At 71.2% G+C, this 20,106-nt stretch carries 16 protein-coding genes; 6 read left to right on the forward strand and 10 right to left on the reverse strand.

What is annotated here, in order from left to right; all coding sequences use genetic code 11:
- Positions 1-9: 9 nt before the first annotated feature.
- The 5 genes from pstA to WMF39_RS16365 all read right to left on the reverse strand — a co-directional run bounded on the left by pstA (position 10) and on the right by WMF39_RS16365 (position 5,387).
- Complete coding sequence (gene pstA / locus WMF39_RS16345) at positions 10-921, reverse strand: phosphate ABC transporter permease PstA (protein ID WP_437746422.1); 912 nt, start codon at positions 919-921, stop codon at positions 10-12.
- Complete coding sequence (pstC, locus tag WMF39_RS16350; protein WP_437746423.1) at positions 918-1,901, reverse strand: phosphate ABC transporter permease subunit PstC; 984 nt, start codon at positions 1,899-1,901, stop codon at positions 918-920. Before pstC ends, pstA begins: the two co-directional genes overlap by 4 nt.
- An 80-nt stretch (positions 1,902-1,981) precedes the next feature.
- Complete coding sequence (gene pstS, locus WMF39_RS16355; RefSeq protein ID WP_437746424.1) at positions 1,982-3,091, reverse strand: phosphate ABC transporter substrate-binding protein PstS; 1,110 nt, start codon at positions 3,089-3,091, stop codon at positions 1,982-1,984.
- A 96-nt stretch (positions 3,092-3,187) separates the two neighbouring features.
- Entirely contained in the window at positions 3,188-4,684 is a 1,497-nt protein-coding gene (locus WMF39_RS16360) for an ATP-binding protein (protein WP_437746425.1), read from the reverse strand.
- Between the two features lie 7 nt (positions 4,685-4,691).
- Complete coding sequence (locus tag WMF39_RS16365; RefSeq protein WP_012235579.1) at positions 4,692-5,387, reverse strand: response regulator; 696 nt, start codon at positions 5,385-5,387, stop codon at positions 4,692-4,694.
- Between the two features lie 332 nt (positions 5,388-5,719).
- Between WMF39_RS16365 and ndk the strand changes: the two genes are divergently transcribed.
- Genes ndk through dapE form a run of 4 tightly spaced genes read left to right on the forward strand, consistent with a single transcriptional unit; the run spans position 5,720 to position 9,065 of the window.
- Positions 5,720-6,154, forward strand: coding sequence for a nucleoside-diphosphate kinase (ndk, locus tag WMF39_RS16370; RefSeq protein ID WP_437746426.1), 435 nt, complete (start codon positions 5,720-5,722; stop codon positions 6,152-6,154).
- Positions 6,154-7,047, forward strand: a complete 894-nt coding sequence (locus WMF39_RS16375) for a hypothetical protein (RefSeq protein WP_437746427.1) — start codon at positions 6,154-6,156, stop codon at positions 7,045-7,047. The genes ndk and WMF39_RS16375 overlap by 1 nt, the downstream gene beginning before the upstream one ends.
- Positions 7,048-7,089: 42 nt before the next feature.
- Positions 7,090-7,965: a 2,3,4,5-tetrahydropyridine-2,6-dicarboxylate N-succinyltransferase gene (locus WMF39_RS16380; protein WP_437746428.1), complete on the forward strand. Its 876-nt coding sequence runs from the start codon at positions 7,090-7,092 to the stop codon at positions 7,963-7,965.
- On the forward strand, positions 7,962-9,065 hold the full coding sequence (dapE, locus tag WMF39_RS16385) for a succinyl-diaminopimelate desuccinylase (RefSeq protein WP_437746429.1): 1,104 nt from the start codon (positions 7,962-7,964) through the stop codon (positions 9,063-9,065). Before WMF39_RS16380 ends, dapE begins: the two co-directional genes overlap by 4 nt.
- Before the next feature lie 96 nt (positions 9,066-9,161).
- Here the strand turns inward: dapE and WMF39_RS16390 are convergent, their stop codons facing one another.
- From WMF39_RS16390 to WMF39_RS16400, 3 genes are all read right to left on the reverse strand, one after another.
- Entirely contained in the window at positions 9,162-10,154 is a 993-nt protein-coding gene (locus WMF39_RS16390; protein ID WP_437746430.1) for a sensor histidine kinase, read from the reverse strand.
- Positions 10,155-10,387: 233 nt separating this feature from the next.
- Entirely contained in the window at positions 10,388-10,816 is a 429-nt protein-coding gene (locus tag WMF39_RS16395; RefSeq protein ID WP_012235585.1) for a response regulator, read from the reverse strand.
- A 228-nt stretch (positions 10,817-11,044) separates the two neighbouring features.
- Positions 11,045-11,509, reverse strand: coding sequence for a response regulator (locus tag WMF39_RS16400; RefSeq protein ID WP_012235586.1), 465 nt, complete (start codon positions 11,507-11,509; stop codon positions 11,045-11,047).
- 344 nt (positions 11,510-11,853) lie between these two features.
- Here WMF39_RS16400 and WMF39_RS16405 point away from each other — a divergent pair, with 344 nt between their 5' ends.
- Together WMF39_RS16405 and WMF39_RS16410 are read left to right on the forward strand one after the other, a co-directional pair.
- Positions 11,854-12,675 carry a sensor histidine kinase gene (locus tag WMF39_RS16405; RefSeq protein WP_437746431.1) on the forward strand — a complete coding sequence of 274 codons (822 nt, stop codon included), beginning with the start codon at positions 11,854-11,856 and terminating at the stop codon, positions 12,673-12,675.
- Positions 12,676-12,795: 120 nt separating this feature from the next.
- Complete coding sequence (locus tag WMF39_RS16410; protein WP_437746432.1) at positions 12,796-16,890, forward strand: hypothetical protein; 4,095 nt, start codon at positions 12,796-12,798, stop codon at positions 16,888-16,890.
- Between the two features lie 218 nt (positions 16,891-17,108).
- Here WMF39_RS16410 and WMF39_RS16415 read toward each other — a convergent pair whose 3' ends face one another.
- Both WMF39_RS16415 and WMF39_RS16420 read right to left on the reverse strand, forming a co-directional pair.
- Complete coding sequence (locus tag WMF39_RS16415; RefSeq protein ID WP_437746433.1) at positions 17,109-19,136, reverse strand: DsbA family protein; 2,028 nt, start codon at positions 19,134-19,136, stop codon at positions 17,109-17,111.
- A gap of 411 nt (positions 19,137-19,547) precedes the next feature.
- Positions 19,548-20,015 (reverse strand): hypothetical protein, encoded by a 468-nt coding sequence (locus WMF39_RS16420; protein ID WP_437746434.1) that lies wholly within the window; start codon positions 20,013-20,015, stop codon positions 19,548-19,550.
- Positions 20,016-20,106: the final 91 nt, after the last annotated feature.

The following is a 20,106-nucleotide window of genomic DNA, read 5'->3' on the forward strand; positions in this document are numbered from 1 at the left end:
CGAGTGCCTTTAGCGCGCCTTGACGCTTCGCGACGTGGCGATACGCGCGAGCAAGTTCAGGAGGAAGACGATGACGATCAGCACCAGGGCGCCGGTCCACGCCTCTTGCTGCCATTTCGGGTAGGGCGAAGTAGCGTTCCGCCAGATCTGCACCGGCAGCGAGGCGATGGGGCGGTCGATGGCGAAGCTCCAGTACGATGAGCCGAGCGCGGTGAGGAGCACCGGCGCGGTCTCGCCGGCGATGCGGGCCACGGCGAGCATCACGCCGGTGCCGATCCCGGGCGAGGCGGTCCGGAGCACGACGAGGAGGCTCGTGCGCCACTCCGGCACGCCGAGGGCGAGCGACGCCTCGCGGAGGTGGGCGGGCACCAGCTTGAGCAGCTCCTCCGTCGTGCGGGTCACCGTCGGGAGCATCACGATCGCGAGCGCGATGCCGCCCGCGAGCGCCGAGAAGCGCTTCATCGTGACCACGACGAGGGCGTAGACGAACACGCCGATGGTGATCGAGGGGACGCCGCCGAGCACGTCGGCGATGAACCGGATGGCGGCAGCGAGCTTGCCGCGCCCGATCTCGGCCAGGTAGATGCCGGCGAGGATGCCGGTCGGCAACCCGATGCCGCAGCCGATGGCGACGAGGATGAGCGTGCCGACGACCGCGTTGCCCATGCCGCTCCGCTCGTCGCCGACGGGCTTCGGCAGCTGGGTGAAGAAGTCGAGGGACAGCCCGCCAAGGCCTTTGCTGACGACGTAGACGAAGATCAGAAACAGCGGGACCAGGACGACGACGGCGCTCGACACGCAGAGCCCTTCGAAGAAGTAGCTGCGTACGCGGCGCAGCGTCTCGCCGGGCGCGGGCTCGAGCAGCGTGCGCCGGGGGGCGCTCGTGGGGCTCGCCACGGGGACAGGGGTGTCGCTGTTCATGCGCGCTTCTCCAGCTTGCTCTTGGTCGAGCTCACGAGCCACCGGGCGAAGAGGTTGAGGAGGAGGGCGACCCCGAAGAGGAGCAGCGCGATCTTGGACAGCGCCGATACGTACATGTCGCTGGTCGCCTCGACGAACTCGTTGGCGATGACGCTCGCCATCGAATAGCCGGGGTGGAAGATCGACGCGCTCACCTTCGGGACGTTGCCGATCATCATCGTGACGGCCATCGTCTCGCCGAGCGCCCGGTTCAGACCGAGGATGATGGCCCCGATGATGCCCGAGCGCGCCGAGGGGAGGACCGCGTAGCGGATCGTGTCCCACGCGCACGCGCCCAGGCCGACCGCCGCCTCGCGGTGCAGCTGGGGCACCGCCTGCATCACCTCGCGCGACACCGACGTGATCGTGGGGACGATCATGATGGCGAGGATGACGCCTGCGGCGAACATGCCGAAGCCGAGCGGCGGGCCCTCGAAGAGGGGGATGTAGCCGAAGTACTTGATGATGACCGGCTCGACGGTGTCCCGGAGCCAGGGGCGGAGCACGGCGATGCCCCAGAAGCCGTAGACGACGCTCGGGATCGCCGCGAGGAGCTCGACCATGAACCCGAGCGGCTTGCGGATCCGGTGGGGGGCCAGATCCGACAGGAAGATCGCGAGACCGAGCGAGACGGGGACGGCGATCACGATGGCGATCAGCGAGGTGACGACCGTGCCGTAGACGAACGGGAGCGCGCCGAACTCCTCGCGCGCAGGGTCCCATACGGTCCCGCCGAGGAACCCCAGCCCGAACTTGTCGATGGCGAGCCGCGACGATCGGATGAGCTCCAGCACCATCAGCGCTGGCACCGCGAGCACCGTCAGGCCGAACATCGTCAGGATGGCGCGGAACGCTCGATCTGCTCCGCGCGTGCCATGTGGCGCATCGCTCTGTGGCGCGGGCGAGGCGGCTTGTTGCATCGGGACTTCTACGGTGCTCATGGACCTATCCTGCGCTCCTGCGCGCACGCCAGCCGCGCACGGCGGGGCGCCGTTCGCGCGGCTGACGCGCATTCCTGGGGTCATGGGACGAGCAGGGGCTTGCCGTCAGGGCCGACCAACGCGGCGAGCTTCTTGTTGACCTTCTCGACGACCGCCGCGGGCAGCGGGGCGTAATGGAGGTCGTTCGTGAACTTCTGGCCGTCTTGCATCGCCCACTTGATGAAGTTGGAGAGCACCTTGCCCTTCGCGAGGTCCTTCTGCTCCTGGTACACAAGGAGGTACGTGAAGCCGGCGATGGGGTATGCGTCCTCGCCCTCGGCATCCACGAGCGAGATCCGGAGGTCGTCCGGCATCTTGGCGGCGGCGCCGGCGCCTGCGGCGGTCGTGCTCTCCAGCGACGGGGTGATGAACTTCCCGCTCTTGTTCTTGAGCGAGGCGAACGTGAGCTTGTTCTGCATCGCGTACGCGAGCTCGATGTAGCCGATCGAGGCGGGCGTGCTCGTGATGAGGGCGGAGACGCCGTCGTTGCCCTTGGCGCCGAGGCCGCCAGGCCAGTTGACGCTTGTCCCGGTCCCTGGTCCGCTCTTCCACTCCGGGCTGACCGCGCTCAGGTAATCGACGAAGATCTTGGTCGTTCCGCTGCCGTCCGAGCGGTGGACCGTCGCGATCTCCTTGTCGGGGAGCTTCACGTCCGGGTTTTCCTTCTGGAGGGCCGGATCGTTCCACTTCTTGATCTTGCCCAGGAAGATGTGCGCGGCCGCCTCCGGCGTGAGCTTCAGGCCAGACGCGACACCCTCGAGGTTGTAGGTCAGCACGACCGCGCCCAGGCACGTCGGCAGGTGAAGGAGGCCGGCGGCCTTCCCGAGCTGCTCCTCGTTCATCGGCGCGTCGGAGGCGCCGAAGTCGACGGTCCGCTCGGTGATCTGCCGGATCCCACCCCCGGAGCCGATGGACTGGTAGTTGATCTTGACCTTGGAGTTGGCCTTCTGGAACTCAGCGATCCACTTCGTGTAGAGAGGGTACGGGAACGTCGCACCCGCGCCCGTCAAGGTGATGTCCCCGTCAGCGGTCGGCTGCGGCGCGGTGTCCTTCTTCGCGCCGGGGAGAGAGCCGGTTTCTTGGGGGGCATCGGAGCGACCGCACGCCGCGGTCAGGAGGAACATCGCTAGGGTGAGCAGAATTCGAGCCATGCACAGCAAGGCGTAATCGAGGTTTGTGACAGCTCCGTGACGGCAAGGTGGAACAGCGAGCACCGCGCTTTCCTGGCTTTGCGTGGTTCGCGTGGATCACCCGGCGCGCGCCAGGCGGACGGTGAACTGGGTGCCGCGGCCGATGGCGCTCTCGACCTCGATCGAGCCGTTCATCAGCTCGACCAGGTGCTTCACGATGGCGAGGCCGAGACCGGTGCCGCCCAGATCGCGTGAGCGGCCGGCGTCGACCCGGTAGAACCGCTCGAAGATGCGGCCCAGGTGGTGAGGCGGAATACCGGGGCCGTCGTCGGCGACGGCGAGCGTCACCTGCTGATCGGCCGAGCGCGCCTTCACCGTGACGTGAGCTCCCTCGCCCGCGTACTTGATGGCGTTGTCGAGCAGGTTCATGAGCACCTGCTCGAGCGCGCGGCGGTCGCACCGAACGGGCGGGAGCGCGGAGGCGTCGACCGTCAGCGTGACCCTGCGCCGGCGCGCCGCCTCGGCGAGCAGCTGCGTGACGTGCTCGATGGCGGGGGCGATGTCGAGCTCCGACAGCGCGAGGCGGAAGTTCTTCGCCTCGATCTTGGAGAGGTCGAGCAGGTCGTCGACGAGGTGGCGGAGGCGCTTCGCGTGCCGATCGATCACGTCGACGAACTCGGCGGCCTCGTCGGGGTCCTTCAGCGCGCCGAGCTGCAGCGTCTCGGCGGCGGTGCTGATCGCGGTGACCGGGGTGCGCAGCTCATGGGACACGTTGGCGACGAAGTCGGTCCGGATCGTCTCCAGCCGGCGGAGGTCGGTGACGTCGTGGAACACCGCGATGAGCCCCGGCTCGGCGGACGCGCCGTCGTGATCCGCGCCCCACGCGGCGAGGGCCTCGCGCTCATCGTGCCCGAGCCGCTCCGGGCCCTTCCGGCGCGACACGCGCACGAGCAGCCGCCTCGGCAGCGTCCGCCCGAGCTCGACCTCGACGTCGACCGGCTCGTCCCGCTTGCCGGCGAGCTGGATCGCCTCGGTGAGCCGCGCGTTGCGGATCGACTCGATGACCGATCGACCGAGCGCGTCCTCGCCGAGGGAGGCCATCGCGCGGAGCGCGCGGTTGGCGAGGAGGATCCTCCCGTCGCGATCGAGCACGAGGACGCCCTCGCTCATCCCGTCGAGGATGCCCGCGAGCAGGGCGCGCTCCGTCCGGACCTCGGCGGTCGAGCGGGAGAGCTCGCTCGTGAGGTGGTTCAGCGCGCGCGCGAGCTGGCGGAGCTCGCCCGAGCCGCGCAGCGGGGCGCGCGTCGACAGGTCGCCCTCGGACATCGCCTGCGCGAAGCGGGTCAGCCTCCGGATCGGGCGCGTGACGAAGAAGGCCGTGGCGGCGCCGACCGAGACGGCGACGACGATCACGGCGCCCATGCCGAGCAGCAGGGCGCGCCGCGAGCGAAGCAGGGCGGCGTCGACGGCGGCGCGCGGGCTGTGCTCCGCGAGCAGCGCCGCTTCCATATCGCGCGCGGCGAGGCGCTCGATCGGGACGCCAGCGACGAGGAGGGCGAGCACCGTCCCCGCCGCGAGCTTCGCGCCGATGCCCAGCCCCCTCGGCAAGCGCATGGGCCCTCTAGGCGACCTCGGGCTCGGCGCGGAACCGGTAGCCGACGCCGCGAACGGTCTCGATGTAATCGCCCGCCGCCCCGAGCTTCTCGCGGACGCGCTTCACGTGGGTGTCCACGTTGCGCGCGGTCACGTCGACGTGCGAGCCCCACACCTCGTCGAGCAGGAGATCGCGCGACAGCACGCGCCCGCGGCGATCGTAGAGCATCATGAGCAGGCGGAACTCGAGCGCGGTCAGCGCGATCTCGGCCTCCTGAACCCAGGCCCGGTGCGCGGCGCGGTCGACCCGCAAGATGCCGAAGTCGAACTTCTCCGGCGCCGACGCCGGGCTCTCCGAGCGCTTGAGGATCGCCCGGGCGCGCAGGATGAGCTCGCGCACGCTGAACGGCTTGACGACGTAGTCGTCGGCCCCGAGCTCGAAGCCGACGATCCGGTCGATCTCCTCGCCCTTGGCCGTGACCATGATGACGGGCACCGCCGAGGTCTGCGGGTTCTGCTTGAGGCGGCGGCAGATCTCCGTGCCCGACATGTCCGGGAGCATCAGGTCGAGCAGGACGAGATCGAACCGCTCCTCCTTGACCGCCCGGAGCGCGGTCTCTCCGCTCCCGGCGGACACCACATCGAACCCGGCCTGACGGAAATTGTAGGTGAGAACGCGCTGCAGGTCGCGCTCGTCCTCCACGATGAGCACATGGCTCGGCATGGCGGATGTATGTAGCAGCGCATTGTGACAGCTTGATGGCGATCGCGCGTGTCGTGCGTCGCCCTCGCGAGACGGAATTGCGACAAGGACGAGGTGGAGCGCTAGCGCGAGGAGAGCGCGGAGAGGCGAGACAGACGTCGGGCGGATCGGACGCGGCCGATCCGCAACCGGGGGCGCGGCCGGGAGAGCAGCCTGGAGCGGTGCGGCGGGATGGACAGCGATGACGGAAGCGCGGCCGGGCGGCGGATCGTGCAGCGAGGCGGGCGGCGGACTCCCAGGACGGAATGCGTGGCGCTTGCAACGCTCGGCGTTTTCGCCTAACTGGGCCGCCCATGGCCCTCGAGCGAACTCTCTCAATCATCAAGCCTGATGCGATGGAAAAGAACACGGCCGGCGCGATCGTCGCCCGCCTCGAGCAGGAGGGCTTCACGGTCAAAGCGATGAAGCGCATCCAGCTTACCCGCGCGGAGGCCGAGGGCTTCTACGCGGAGCACCGGGGGCGCGGCTTCTTCGACGAGCTCGTGACGTTCATGTCGCGCAGCCCCATCCTGGTGATGGCGCTTGAGCGCGAGGACGCGGTGGCGAAGTACCGCGAGGTCATCGGCGCGACGGACCCGGCCAAGGCGGCGGCGGGGACGATCCGCAAGCTCTACGGGGCGAACGTGGGCGAGAACGCGGTCCACGGGTCCGACAAACCGGCGACCGCCGCGCGGGAGATCGCCTACTTCTTCGCGGGTTACGAGGTCGCCCCGAGCGCGACGGCCTGATGCTCGGCGAGCGGCTCGCGGCTGCGCTCGGCGCGGCGCGGGACGGCGCGGCAGGCATCGAGAGCTTCGCGCACCTGCTCGGCTCGCGCCGCGTCGGACCGCGCGGGGTCGCGCTCGCGCTGCCCGAGGTGTGCGAGGGGTGCGCGGCGCTCGTCGTTGCCCTCGACAGCCTCTCCGCGGCGGTCCGCGACGGCTTCGTCGAGACAGACTCCGCCGTGGCGGCCGACGCCGCGGCGGCCGACGCCGCCTGCGCGGTCCTCGGCCATGCGGGCGTCGAGGTCGCGCGCCTCACAGACGAGCTATCCCGCGCGGCGGCGGGCGCCCCGCCGCCGCGCGGCTCTGGCCGCGGCCGCGCGGATCGCGGCGGCTCCGAGCGCGGCATCGACGCGCGGCAGCGCCTCGGGCTCGAGGCGTCGGTGCGCAGGACTGCCCGGGAGCTGAGCGGCGCGCTTCGCCTGTCCGAGCTCGTGATCGCGACCCTCGAGCTGCGCCCGACGCCGCTCGATCTCATCGACGTGCTCCGCAACTGGAGCGCCGCCCCGGCCGAGGGGCGCCCCGTGGTCGGCATCTCGATCGCCTCCTCCGATGGCCGCGCCAACGAGGTGGAGGGCGACGTGCGCGCCGTGAGCGGGCTCATGGAGCTCGCGGTCGGCATGGTCAGCGCCGCGGGCGTGGCGAGCCCGCACCTCACCGTGTCTCGCCTCTCGGACGGGCGCTCGATGGTGCGCATCGCCGAGCGCGGCCCGCGCGAGGGCGCGCCGGTGGTCGCCCTCGACGTGGTGCTGCGCGACGGCGGCGAGCGGGCGGCCGCCGTGGCCCGCGTCGTCGCGCGCCGCGCGCGCATCGAGCTCGTCGAGGGGACGGGCGGGCGCGTCGTCACCATGACGTTCTGACCCCGGTGCCGGTGCTGGCTCGGCCGTGCTAAAGGCGGCGCCATGGCCACCGAAGAATCCATGAAGTCCCTCGTTGAGGCGGCGTTCCGCGACCGCGAGCTCCTCCGCTCGCCTGCGCACGAGGCCGCGGTCCTCCGCACGATCGAGTGCCTCGATCAAGGCCTGCTCCGCGTCGCCGAGCCCGACAAGACGGCGCAGGCGGGCGGCGAAGGCGCGGCGTCCACCGGCGAGGGCGCCCCGCACAGGTGGGTGACGCACGCGTGGATCAAGGAGGCGATCCTGCTCTACTTCTCGCTCCGCGGCATGAGCGTGATGGAGGTCGGCCCCTTCGAGTTCCACGACAAGATCCCGCTCAAGCGCGGCCTCGACAAGGCGGGCGTGCGCGTCGTCCCGCCGGGGACGGTGCGCTACGGCGCGTTCCTCGAGCAGGGCGCGATCGTGATGCCCGGCTACGTGAACATCGGCGCGTGGGTCGGCTCGGGGTCGATGGTCGACACCTGGGCGACGGTCGGCAGCTGCGCGCAGATCGGGCGAGGGGTGCACCTCGCCGGGGGCGTCGGCATCGGCGGAGTGCTCGAGCCGCCGGGGGCGCGGCCGGTGATCATCGAGGACGGCGTCTTCGTGGGCTCCCGTGTGATCGTCGTGGAGGGCGTCGTGGTCGAGGAGGAGGCGGTGCTCGGCGCCGGCGTGGTGCTCACCGCGTCGACGGCGATCCTGGACGTCACGGGGCCGGATGTCGTCGAGCACCGCGGCCGGGTGCCCGCGCGCAGCGTGGTGATCCCGGGAACGCGGCCGAAGCGCTTCCCCGCAGGGGAGTTCTCGATCCCCTGCGCGCTCATCATCGGCAAGCGGAGCGAGGCGACGGATCGCAAGGTGTCGCTGAACGCGGCGCTGCGAGATTTCGCGGTGCCGGTGTGAGCGCGCGCTCCGACGCGGCCGCGGCGGCCGCGGCCGATCTCGCGGACACGCTGCTCTGGCTCTGCTCCGTCCCGTCGCCCACGGGCGAAGAGCAGGAGCTGTGCTGCGCGGTGGCGGAGCGGCTCGATCGGGCTCGGCTCGCCGCGCCGGTGCGCCGCCACGGCGACTCGCTCGTCGTGCAGGTGACGCAGGGCACGGGCGGCCCGAAGATCGCGCTGGCCGGGCACCTCGACGTGGTGCGCACCTCGCACGACGGGCCGCCGCGGATCGAGGGGGATCGCCTCTACGGCCCCGGCGCGAGCGACATGAAGTCAGGGCTCGCGCTGATGCTCGACCTCGTCGAGGGCGAGCGGGAGGCGATCGCGGGCGTGGATCTGACGCTCGTGTTCTACGCGCGGGAGGAGGGCCCGTACCTGGAGAACGAGCTCGCGCTGGTCATCGAGCGCGAGCCGGACCTCCGCGCGCTCGATCTCGCGGTGTGCCTCGAGCCGAGCGACAACCGGCTGAGCCTCGGCGCGAGCGGGTCGCTCCACGCGGGGCTGACGTTCCGCGGGCGGACGGCGCACAGCGCGCGGCCGTGGCAAGGGGAGAACGCCATCTACAAGGCAGGCCCGCTCCTGTGCGAGCTCGCCGCGCTCGCGCCGCGCGAGGTCGAGATCGACGGCTTCGTCTACCGAGCCGTGACGACGGCGACGATGGCGCAGGGCGGGCGCGGGCGGAACGTCGTTCCGGACGAGTTCACGATGAACCTGAACCACCGCTTCCCGCCTGGGACGTCGATCAAGGAGGCGCAGCGGACCATCGAGGCGCTCGTGGACGGCCGCGCCGAGATCGCCTGGCGCGACCTCAGCCCTTCGGCGCCGCCGCACGCGTCGCACCCGCTCGTCGTCGCGCTACGCGAGGCGGGCGTCGCCGCGGTCGAGCCGAAGCAGGCGTGGACCGACGTGGCCCGCTTCGCGGAGCTCGGAGTGCCTGCTGTCAACTTCGGCCCCGGCGAGAACGCCCAGGCGCACCAGCGCAACGAGTGGTCGTCGCTTCGAAAGCTGTCCGAGGGTCGCACGATCCTCCGCCGCTGGCTCTCGGCGCTCGGACCGGCCTGACGCCGCGCGCACCCGCTGCGCGCGCTCCATGTCAGGGGGGGAGCCCGCCTGATCGCGCGCAGCGTTCGGGGCGCGCCCCGGTGACCCTCGTGCCCTTCAGGTGGCTGTGCGCACCGAGAGCCCGGCGGCGGGGATGGTGAAGAAGAACGTGCTGCCCTGGCCGGGCGAGCTCTCGACCCAGATCGTACCGCCGTGGGCCTCCACGATGCCCTTGGTGACGAACGCCGCGAGCCCCATCCCTTGTCCCATCGGCCTTCGAGGGGGCGCGTGGCGGGCGAAGAGCAGAGGTTGCTGATCCGGGGAGATGCCAGGTCCTGTATCCGAGATCGAGAATCGCGCGTCGGTGCCCGACGGCTCGGCGCGCACCGTGATGCGTCCGCCCTTCGGCGTGAAGCGCATGGCGTTGCCGAGCAGGGTGGCGATGACCTGGACGATGCGCTCCCGATCGCACGCGATGGGCGGCAGCTCGTGCGGTAGCTCCTTCGCGATCTCGAGCGGCTTCAGCGCGACCGTGGGCGCCACGAGCTCGATCGCCTTGTCGAGGATCGGCTCGACCTCGTGCGCGCCTTTGCCGACCTTCAGCGAGCCGTTCTCGATGCTCATCGCGTCGACCAGGTCCTGCGCGAGCTGGTTGATCTCGTCCGCTGCGCGGGTGATCGCCTCGAGCTGCCGCCTACCCGGGCCCTCCTGAGGGACGGATCGCATCAGCATGCGGGCGCTCACGACGATCACGCTCAGCGAGTTCCTGAGGTCGTGAGAGATGGTGGATACGGTCTCGCGCAGGATGCGCTCTGACGCCTCCGCGCGGCGCTCGAGGAGCTGGCGCTGCTCCTCGATGATCCGCTCGCGCTTGGCCGCGTCGCCCCGCGGGGCGAGCCGCTCCGCGTCCGCCTTCGATCGCCTGGGCGCCCTGGCGCGCAGGGTCGCCGGTCCCGCGGATCGAGGCCCGCTCGCCGCAGCGGACGTCGAGCCCCGCTTCGGAGCGCGCAGGGGCGCCGCCGTGGTGCGCCCGCGGAGCGTGCGGCCGTGCGCTGCGTCCGCGCCGTCCGTTGCGTTCTTCCCGGCTTTTTTTCTCGTCACCCCCGCCATTCTTGTCCCCTCGTGCCTCTCAAGCCCTCAGTTAGCCAGAAAGACCGCACCGAGAATAGTCAGGTGGTGCCGCAGTCAAGTCCTGCCAGCGCGGGAGCGCAGGTGCGCTATTCGCGGTCTCGCCGCGGTCTCGCCGCGGTCTCGCCGCGGTCTCGCCGCGGGCACGCGCCTCGCGGATCTGGCGAGCGCTGTGTAGGTTTCGTCGATTCCGTGGAGAGGGGATTCGCGGCGCGTCAGGGCGCGCTTTCCGGCTGCGATGACGCGCTGCCGCGCGACAGGAGGCGGCGAATCTCGAGCACGAGCGTGTCCGGCAGACACGGCTTCGTCAGGAAGGCGTCGCACCCCGCGTCCTTCGCCTCGCGCGAGTGCCCCGCGAGCGTGTGACCCGTGAGGGCGACGATGGGGATCCTCATGGTGCGAGGATCGCTCTTGAGGTGGCGCGTCGCCTCCCAGCCGTCGATCTCGGGGAGCGAGAGGTCCATCAGGATGAGGTCCGGGATCAGCTCGAAGGCGCGGTCGAGCGCCTCGCGCCCCGTCGCCGCCTCGGCCACGCGGAACCCGGAGAAAGACAAGTACTCCGCGAACATCTCCCGGTTGTCCTGGAAGTCGTCCACGACCAGGACGAGCGGCGAGACCGCGTTGTCATCAGACTTCACTTCCATCCCAGTGAACCTTTCCATTCCTCGGCGCGCCGCGCCGCCCGATCGGTCGTAAGGGGCTCCGGCATCGCTCGGCCGGCCTCTCACGCAGGGTCATGTAGGGGGGCGATCCGCTCGGGTCACGTCATGTTTGTATACCTGATTGCGGGCATAATGCCGGGCATTTCCCCTCCCGCGCAGGGGTTATCCTGCATTTGCCCTGAAGGGGTTTCAGGTTGCTCCTGACGTGGCCTAGGTAGGTCCGTAGGGTCGGCGGACGCCGACGATCTCGTGGAGCAAACGAGCGGCGCTGTCCCAGTCGACCGGCTTCACGAGCACACCGTCGAACGCCGAGGCGTTGAGGGCGGCGCGGGCCTCGAGATCGCGCCGGCCAGTGCACGCGAAGATGGCGACGTGCTGGGTCGCCGGATCGGCGCGCAGCGCCTCGGCGACGACGAAGCCGTCGATGCCGGGCATCCTCAGGTCACACAGGATCACATCCGGCACGTCCTGCGTCGCGAGGAACACGCCACGCAACCCGCCGGCTGCCCGCTCTACCAGGAAGCCGTGCGCAGCGAGCGCCGCCTCCGCCATGACGAGGAAATCGGGATCATCATCGACGATGAGGACCCGGCGCCGCCGCTCGATCACCAGGGTATCCTCGTCTCCCTGCTCGTCGTGATGCTCGGTGAACTCTCTGCGCTCTGCCTCGGACATGCTCCCCCGCTCGTGGCTCGGCTGACAGCGCTCCCCAGGTGCTCGGGCTTCGATGCGCTGATGCGCGGAAGCATGACCATGGAACCATGGAAGGAGAGCAACGGCCTCCCGCCGGCGTTTCTGGAAAGGCCCCCCCGCGCTGGTGGAGGCGGAACCCGAACCCCAGGTACACCTTGTGCCCAGGTCGCTTATCCGCAACCATCAACTGTCCAGCGCAGATGGGGGTCTCTGCGCGGTTCACCCCCAGCCTCCGGCGACCGCTGTTTCGGGGCAGCCCCGACGACAGTTGGCTTGCTCGTCTGATGCTCGCGGTCCGCGCTGCTGCATATTCGGAGCAGGCGTTTATGTGGATGGATGACGAGTTCTTCGCGCGTGTGGGCCACGATCTTCGGGGCGAGCTGGCGACCATGCTGGCGGGGGTCCACTATCTCCTGCGTTACCAGAAGGACCTCGGGGCGGCGCCGCGGGACATGCTGGAGCGCGTGCGCGGTGCGGGCGAGCGGCTGAAGCGGCTGCTCGACGAGTTCGACAACTCCATCTGGCTCCGCGCGGACGCGAGCCGTCCCATGGCGATCGCCGCGTGCGATGCTGGCGAGCTCGCCCGCCGCGCGGCGGGGCATCTCGAGGAAGCGGCCACCGCGCGTGGCGTGCGCATCTCGTTCGATGCCGAGCCCGACGGGGGCGCGCCCGTGGAGGGGGATCCGGAGCTGCTCCGGGTGGCGATCGAGTACGTGCTCGGCTTCGCCATCCTGCGCTCGCGCGATCGCCCCGTGCAGATGCGTGTCTCGATCGCTGACGGTGAGGCGGTGGTGACCGTCATCGACGAGGCCGGCCCCGTCGCGCCCGAGCCGCTCGCCCGGCTGCTCGATCCGTTCGGCGAGCGGGGGGCGATCCCCGCCGACCCTGTCGCGCCGCGCCGTCGAGAGCGGCTGGGCCTCGGGCTCGCGATCGCGCGTGGTATCCTCGGTGCGCACGGGGGCGGGCTGACCGTGGAGCCGTCGTCCGAGCGCGCGGACGGCGGCTCGACGGAGCCGGCCTCGGGGCTCTCCGCGACGGGGCTGCGATTCACGTGCTCTCTCGGCGGCGTTCGGCGGGGCTCTCCCCCCGGCTCGCCCGAAACGACGGGTCGCGGCCGTGCGGCGAGCGCGAGCGGCGATGACGGATGAGATCCCGCCCAGGGCTCGCAACGCGCGGATCGTGTCCGATGAAGACTTCGTCTAGGATGGACGGGGTCGCACGTCGCGAGCGTGCTCCAACTTCCACCGCCCACCGATGAATGCGCCTCGATGCCGACGCTGAGCTCTCTCCTCGTGCAGCATGGGGTTACCTCGATGCGGGTGGTCGAGGAGGCGATCGCCCGCCAAGTGCTCCACGGCGGCGATCTCGCCACGAATGTGCTGGAGCTGGGTGCGGTGCGTGAGCGAGAGCTCACGGCGCTGCTCGCGGAGAGCCTCGGGCTCCCGCCCGCCGTGGGCCGGCTGCGGCCCGCGTCGCCCGAGGTGCTCCGGACGATCCCCGTCGATCTCGCGGTCCAGCACCGCGTGTTCCCCCTCGACGTACGCGCAGGCCTCGACGTGGCAGCGACGGGAGCCCCGCAGCGCGAGGCGACGCTCGTCATCGCCACGGCAGAGCCCCTCGCGTTGCCCGTGGCGGAGGAGCTGAGCTTCGCGCTGGGGGTCAGCCTGCGGCAGCTCGCCGCGCCGCTGGTGCGCATCCGCCAGGCGCTCGCCGAGCACTACGGCGTGGCCCTGGAGCGGCGGTTGTCGCGGCTGGTGAAGCAGCTCGACGCGCGCGCCGAGCCGAGCCCCAACGAGTCGAGCGCGTCGAACCTGGCGAACGAGCCTGGCCCTGCGGTCGCCGCTGCGGTCCCGCCGGCGGCGGCGCCGCCGCCCGCCTCACCTGCCGGCACCGACGCGGCTCCACACGCGGCGGTCGACGCCAGCTCGTCCGCGCAGATCGACGCGAGTTTGCCCGCCGAGGTCGTCGCGGATCCATCGGCCGAGCTCGTTGCCGCCTCGCCCCCTGGCGCCGATGCGGATTCACCTGCAGGCGTCCGCCCCACGTCGCCTCCAGGAGTCGAGGCGGCTTCGCTGGCCAGCGTCGATGAGCCCGAGGATGCCGCTGAGACCCAGCAAAAGCGACCCAGCATCGAGGATGCACCGACGGTCGAATCGCTGACCTCTATCTACGACGAGGACACGGTCGTCGCGGACGTCGCGCTCAACGAGGCGGTGCCCACGCCGAGGAAGCCGCCGCTCCACGAGATGGATGACGAGCCGACGGTCGTCGCTGCGTATCCGCTCGATCTCTCCTTGCTCCGCTATCCCGAGGCGCACATGCCTCGGATCGAGGCGGTCGCTTCACAGCGCGCCGCGCCAGCTCCTGGTGAGGCGGCCGCGCATACCCGCCAGGCGGCCGCGTTGCAGGAAGAGCCGGCGATCGAGCCGGCAGTGCCGACGCCGCGCTCCGAGCAGCTCGCGCCGCACCTTTCGCTGCTGGCGCCATCGGAGGCCGTGCGCACGTCGCAGCGCGTGGAAGCCCCGGGGCCGCCGGTCGAAATCCCGGAGCCGGCGCCGACAGCAGCGGCCTCGCCGGCGTCGGCGCTGTCCGGCGTGCGTTCGCCAGCGCCAGGCACTCAGCTCCTGACGGGCTGGCTGAAGCGGGCCTCTGCTGCACACCGGCCTCAGCAAGCGCCGCTGCCGCGAGCCGCTGCGGCGCTCCAGCAGCAGCCCGACGGATCCGCATCCACGGCGTCGACAACGGCGGCATCGGTACCCGCAGGTTCGACACCTGAGGCGCCGGTACCCGTGCCGTCAGCGCCTGCGGCGCCGGCACCCGCGGCGTCGGCACCTGCGGCAACTCCGGCGGAGCGACGCGAGCTCTCCTCGAGCGCACCGGCGGCGAAGGTCGCCATGCGCGAGGCGGGACGGTCTGCATCCGCTTCGCAGAGGCGGAAGGGCCCCTTCACGCTGGCCATGGCCGAGCAGGCGCTCGCCGCCGTCGGATCGAGCGAAGAGGTGCTCGGCGTCCTCTTCGACTTCGCTCAACAGTACTTCGAGTACACGGTCCTGTTCACGGTGCACGGCGAGCGCGCTGAAGGCCGCAACGCTTCAGGTCCAGGCGCCGAGCGCGAGCGCGTCACGAAGATCGCCGTGCCCTTCGAACGTCCGAGCGCCATCGCCAGGGCGCGCGCGCTCCGCGCGCCGGTCGTCACCGCCGTCGCCGGCAGCGCGCCTGACGCCGAGCTCCAGCGCGAGCTCGGCAGGAAGGTCCATGCGGCCGCCGTGGCGGTCGTCCCGATCGTCGTGCGCGGCCGCGTCGTCGCGCTCGTCTACGGCGACGACGGCGCCACCTCGGTCGAGCTCTCGAGCATCGGAGACCTCATCGCGCTCGCCGGCATCGCGGCGACGGTGCTGGAGCGGCTCATCCTGCGGAAGAAGCAGAACCGCAGCGGCGGAGCCCAGCAAAGCGACGGCCCGGCGCCCCACGAGGCCGTCACGCCTCAGCAGAAGGCGCCCGCGCCTCAGCAGAAGGCGCCCGCGCCGCAGCATCCCGCGCCCGTGCCTCCGGAGGACGCCGCCGCGCGTTCGGAGGACGCCGCTGCGCCGATGGACGAGCAGGCCACGGAGGGACCGCTCTCCCTGCGCACCCGCGCCGCGCTCATGGAGCTGAGCAGCATGGTCCGCGCGGACGCGCACGGCGCGCACGTCGCCGCCGCGGGCGCGCAGCTGCCTGCGGCGGATGCAGACCGCGACGCGGGAGAGCCCCCGCCCGCCGGCTCCTCTGACGTCGCGCCGCAAGCCGTGCGGCCGCAGGGCGGCTGGACCACGGAGGACGGCGCTTCTGGGATCGACGCCGTCGCGCGGGCCTTCGGCCTTCGCGGCACCGGCGTGGAGACCGAGCCCGTGCGGCCGGACGAAGGTGTCGCGCATGCGATGGCCTTCAGCTCGACGATCCCGCCGGCCCCGACGCAGCACGCGCAGCGCATGGGCTCCGAGCCGCAGTTCCGTTCGGGCCTCGAGGTGGACGTGGACGTCGTGTCCGGCACGGCCGTCACGGCGCCGATGATGCCGGCGGTCACGCCGCCGATGATGCCGGCGGTCACAGCGCCGATGATGCCGACGGTCACGCCGCTGCCTGCGCCGCGCGCCGCGGCGTCGTCGGCGCCGGCGATCATCGACGAGATCCCCGACCTCGAGATCCCTGCGGCGCCGGTCCCTTCGGCGTCGGAGGACCTCGATCTCGGCGAGCCGGAAGAGGCGCGGACGAAGCGGTACTCACGGCCTCCGTGGATGCTCGACAGCTCGATCACGCCGGGCGCAGAAGAGCACCGGGAGCTCGGGCCGGCGCCGGCCGCGGGGCGGCCCTCATGGCGCCGCCGTACGCCTGTTGCCGTCGAGAGCGCCACGGCGTACGCGAGGCCCCCGTCCGAGCGGCGCGCCGCGGTCTCGCCGTCGCCGGCCGGCGACTTGCGCGCGGAGTACAACTCGCTCCTTCAACATGTCCTCGCGGGCGGCGAGGCCGGCGCGAGGGCGTTCGCCGAGCTCGTGCGCAACGGCGACACGGCGATCTCAATCGTCGCCGCGCGGTTTCCCGGTCCGCTCCGGGTCGATCGTCAGCGCTTCCGTGAGCAGCTCGCCGGCCCGGAGGGCGCCGCGATCGTCGCCACCGTGCCCCCCGCCTCTCAGTGCGGGCCGCTGCTCGAGCTCATCGTCGCGATCCGGCGCCCGGCGCTGCCCTTCATGACCGTGCGGAGCGCCTCGCCCGATCCCGAGGTGCGCCTGTGGGCCACGCACGTGCTCGGCGAGCTGACGTACCCGGAGGCCGCCAACGCGCTGCTCCCACGGCTCTTCGACGACAGCATCGCCGTGCGGCGGATCGCGATCCAGTCGGCCGCCTCGCTCATCGCGGCGCCGCCTGCGGGCGGCCCCATCCTGCAGGGGCTCGATCACATTGCGCGCGACCGCGAGGAGGCGTCCGCGCGGCGGCTCGCGGCCATCGAGACGATGTCCGAGATCCGCTCCGGAGCCAGCGTGCCGGCGCTCATCAGCGCGCTCACCGATCCTCACGAGGCGATCGTCGAGGCGGCGGCGCGGGCGCTGGTCGTCATCACGCGGGACGATCACGGCCGAGAGGCGCGCAGGTGGCTGTCGTGGTGGTCGAGGAACGGCGAGCGCCATCGCATCGAGTGGATCATCGACGCGCTCACGCACGAGAAGCCTGCCATCCGCCGCGCGGCGATCGACGAGCTGAAGGGCGTCACTAAGGAGTACTTCGGCTACTACGAGGACCTGCCGCGGCAGGAGCGGGAGGCCGCCCAGGAGCGCTACCGCGCGTGGTGGATCTCCGAGGGGCGCTCACGGTTTCGCTCCGCCGGCTGAGGCCGCAACCACGGAGCGGGTGGCGGCGGGCGGGCGGCTCGCGGCGCCGCCTCCCGTGGGAGCGGCGCGCCGACGCCTCACGGGCGACGCGCGCAGAAGGAGATTGAGCCCGCGTCGCGCGGGGAGGCGGGCGGCTCAGCCGCTCAGCGGGAGCCGCCCGTCGGGTGGGATCAGGGAGGGTCAGGGGAAGGGGAGAGAGCGAACCGCGCAGCGGCGGTTCACTTCGGCGCGGCGGGGGTGGCGGCCGGCTGCGTGGCGGGCGCCGGCTTCTTGACGGGCAGCCCGGCGGGCGCGGTCTCGCCGGCCTCCTTCATGGCCTTGTCGATGAGCTTCTTGAACTTCGAGAACGGCTGCGCGCCGCTGATGAAGTAGCCGTTCACGACGAACGCCGGCGTCCCGCTGATGCCCGCCTTGTCCGCCACGGAGTTCTCGGAGTCCACGAACGCCTTGTGGGTGTTCGCGTCGAGCGCCTTCTTGAACTTCGTCATGTCGAGGCCCTGCTCCTCGGCGTACTTCTCGAGCGAGGCGCGCGAGAAGGCGTCCGGCTGCCCCTGATTCTTGAAGAGCGCCTCGTGGTACGCCCAGAACCCGGCGTTGCCCTTCTGCGTGTAGGCCTCCTGCGCGGCCTCGGACGCGAGCGGCGCGTTCTTGTGCATCGGAAGCGGCCGGTGGCGCCACACGATCTTCAGCTTGTCGCCGTAGGTCTTCGAGATCTGGGAGACCGTGTCCTCGACGCGCTTGCAGAACGGGCACTCGAAGTCCGAGAAGACCTGCATCACGACCTTGGCCTTCTCGCCGCCCTTCCACGGGCTGTTCGGCGCCGGCGCGGAGACCTCCTTGCGCTCGGGCGGCGGCGGCTCCTTGCCGTCCTTGATGATCTCGGCGTAGAGGTCCTTGGCGGCGACGCCCTTGGCGAGCAGCGCCTCCGACTTCTTGATCTCCTCGTCGATGATCGCCTTGAACTTGTCGATCGGCTGCGCGCCGACGAGCCGGCGGCCATTGATGAAGAAGTGCGGGGTACCGGACGCCTGCAGGTCGTCCGCGAGCTCCTGATCGGCGGCGATGGACGCGCCAAACTTCTTGGTGGCGATCGCGGCCTTCACCTTCTCGACGTCGAGCCCGAGCTCCTTGGCGTAGCCGAGCAGGTCGTCGTCGCTGAGCTTCTGCTGGTTCTTCCAGAGCAGGTAGTACGCGTCCCAGAAGCCCTTCTCGCCCTTCTGCGCGCGGGCCTCCATGGCGAGCTCAGCCGCGGGTTCGGCGCGCTGGTGGAACGGGAGCGGGTTGTTCTTCCAGACGAACCGGACCTTGTCCCCGTAGGTCGTGAGGATCTCGTCGAGGGTCGGGACGACCTTGGAGCAGAACGGGCACTGGAAGTCGGACCACTCGACGATGGTGACCAGCGCGGTGGCCGGACCCTTCGCGGGGGCGTCGCCGACGGGCACCTTCCAGACGGTCTTGTCGTCCTCCTGCGGGCGCTCGCGGTCCTTCTGCGGCGGCGCCTTCGCCTTGTTCTCCGCGGCGAGCTTCGCGTACACCTTGTCGGGCTTGGTCCCGGCGGCGACCGCCGTCTGCGCGGCCTTGAGCTGCTCGTCGATGACGGACGTGAACTTGTCGATCGGCTGAGCGCCGCTCAGGAACACGCCGTTGATGATCGAGGCGGGCGTGCCGGTGACGCCCGAGCTCTTGCCGACCGCCATGTCGGCGTCGATCTTGGCCATGTACTCCTGCCGATCGAACGCCGCCTTGAACTTCGCCCTGTCGACGCCGGCGTCGCCGGCCCACTTCTCGAAGTTCTCGGGCGTGAGGCTCTTCTGGTTCTGGAAGGCGAGCTCGTGGAACTTCCAGAACGCCTTCGAGCCGCCGAGGCGGAACACGGTCTCGGCCGCGAGCGACGCCGGGCGCGCGTTCTTGTGGAAGGGGAGCGGGTTGTTCTTCCAGATGATGCGCAGCTTCTCGGGACCGTACTTGTCCTTGAGCTGGTTGATCGTCGTCTCGACCTTGCTGCAGAACGGACACTCGAAGTCGCTGAAGACGACCATCGTCACCGGCGCCGCCCGCGTGCCCCACATGGGGTCCTTCGACGACACCGGGACCGCCGCGTCCTCGTCGGTCCACGGCTGACCATCCTCGACGGCCGCCGAGATCTCATGCCCGCGCGAGCCGGCGCTCCGATCGATGCTCCACATCAGCCCCATCCCTGCGATGAAGCAGAGAAGAAAGCCGACGATGGCTGTTCCCTTGTTCATGATATTTCCTCTCTCAACATGGTGGGGCTCCGCCAGGCGGGCCCCTCCTTCAACGCGGGCGCGGCACCGGGTGCAGCGCCCGCGACAAGATCGCCAATCGTGAGCTCCCGGGGCGGCGAACCACCCCGGGCCAAGGGAGCCGCCGCCGCGTGCGCGCGGCGCAGCCCCCGGCGGAGCGCCAGGGCCGCTCTCGACCCCTCACGCCGGCGCCAGCGACCGGCCTCGGGCGCCGCTGGCACGTCGCCTCGAGAGGGCGAGCCTGCGCGACGTGGGACCGGACCAGCGCCTAGGAGGCTCGGGTCAGACCGGCAAGCGCTCCGGACCTCGCGGCAGCGCCGCCCTCGCGCCGAGAGCTGCGGTCCATGAGAGACCACGCGGCGCGATCGGGTGCGGGCTGCCGGCGAGCTCGCCTCATCGAGGCGGGTGGTAAACGCCCTGCGCGATGCCGGGACGCGGTCCTCCGGAGACCGCCGCGAACGAGAAGAGCGAGAGCGGCGCGCACGGGGCAGGGAGGACGAGGTCAGGAAGGAGCAACGCCTGCTGCGGGGCGCTGGAGAGCTCGCTCACAGGGCCGGGGTGCCGCGAGTTCGGCCCGACCATCGGGCCGCCATCGCTCCTGGCGCAGCCTGGCGCCGCGTCGATCCGCGCGTCGGTGATCGGGAGGGTGCGGGGCGGAGCGACCGAGGAAGCTCCGCGGGGATCGCAGATCGGCGCGTCCCTCGTCTCGCCCGTCGCGCCGTCGACGCTGGTCAACACGGTGCACGACGGCTCGTCCGGCGGGGCGACGATCGTCATCCGGTCGTCCTCGCACACCGGGACGATCGCAGCGCGCGCTGTCAGCGGCAGGACCAGCGCCAACGCGAACGTCAGTACGGTCATCAGGCGCTGGACAGCGTGTCGCGACATCCCTCGCCAAGGATTAGCCGAGGCGTGCAGGGAGAGCAATGGCCCGGATCCCCGCGGGAACGCG

The sequence above is a fragment of the Sorangium sp. So ce1504 genome (genome assembly GCF_051521635.1).
In the GTDB taxonomy this organism is placed as follows: domain Bacteria; phylum Myxococcota_A; class Polyangia; order Polyangiales; family Polyangiaceae; genus Sorangium; species Sorangium cellulosum_B.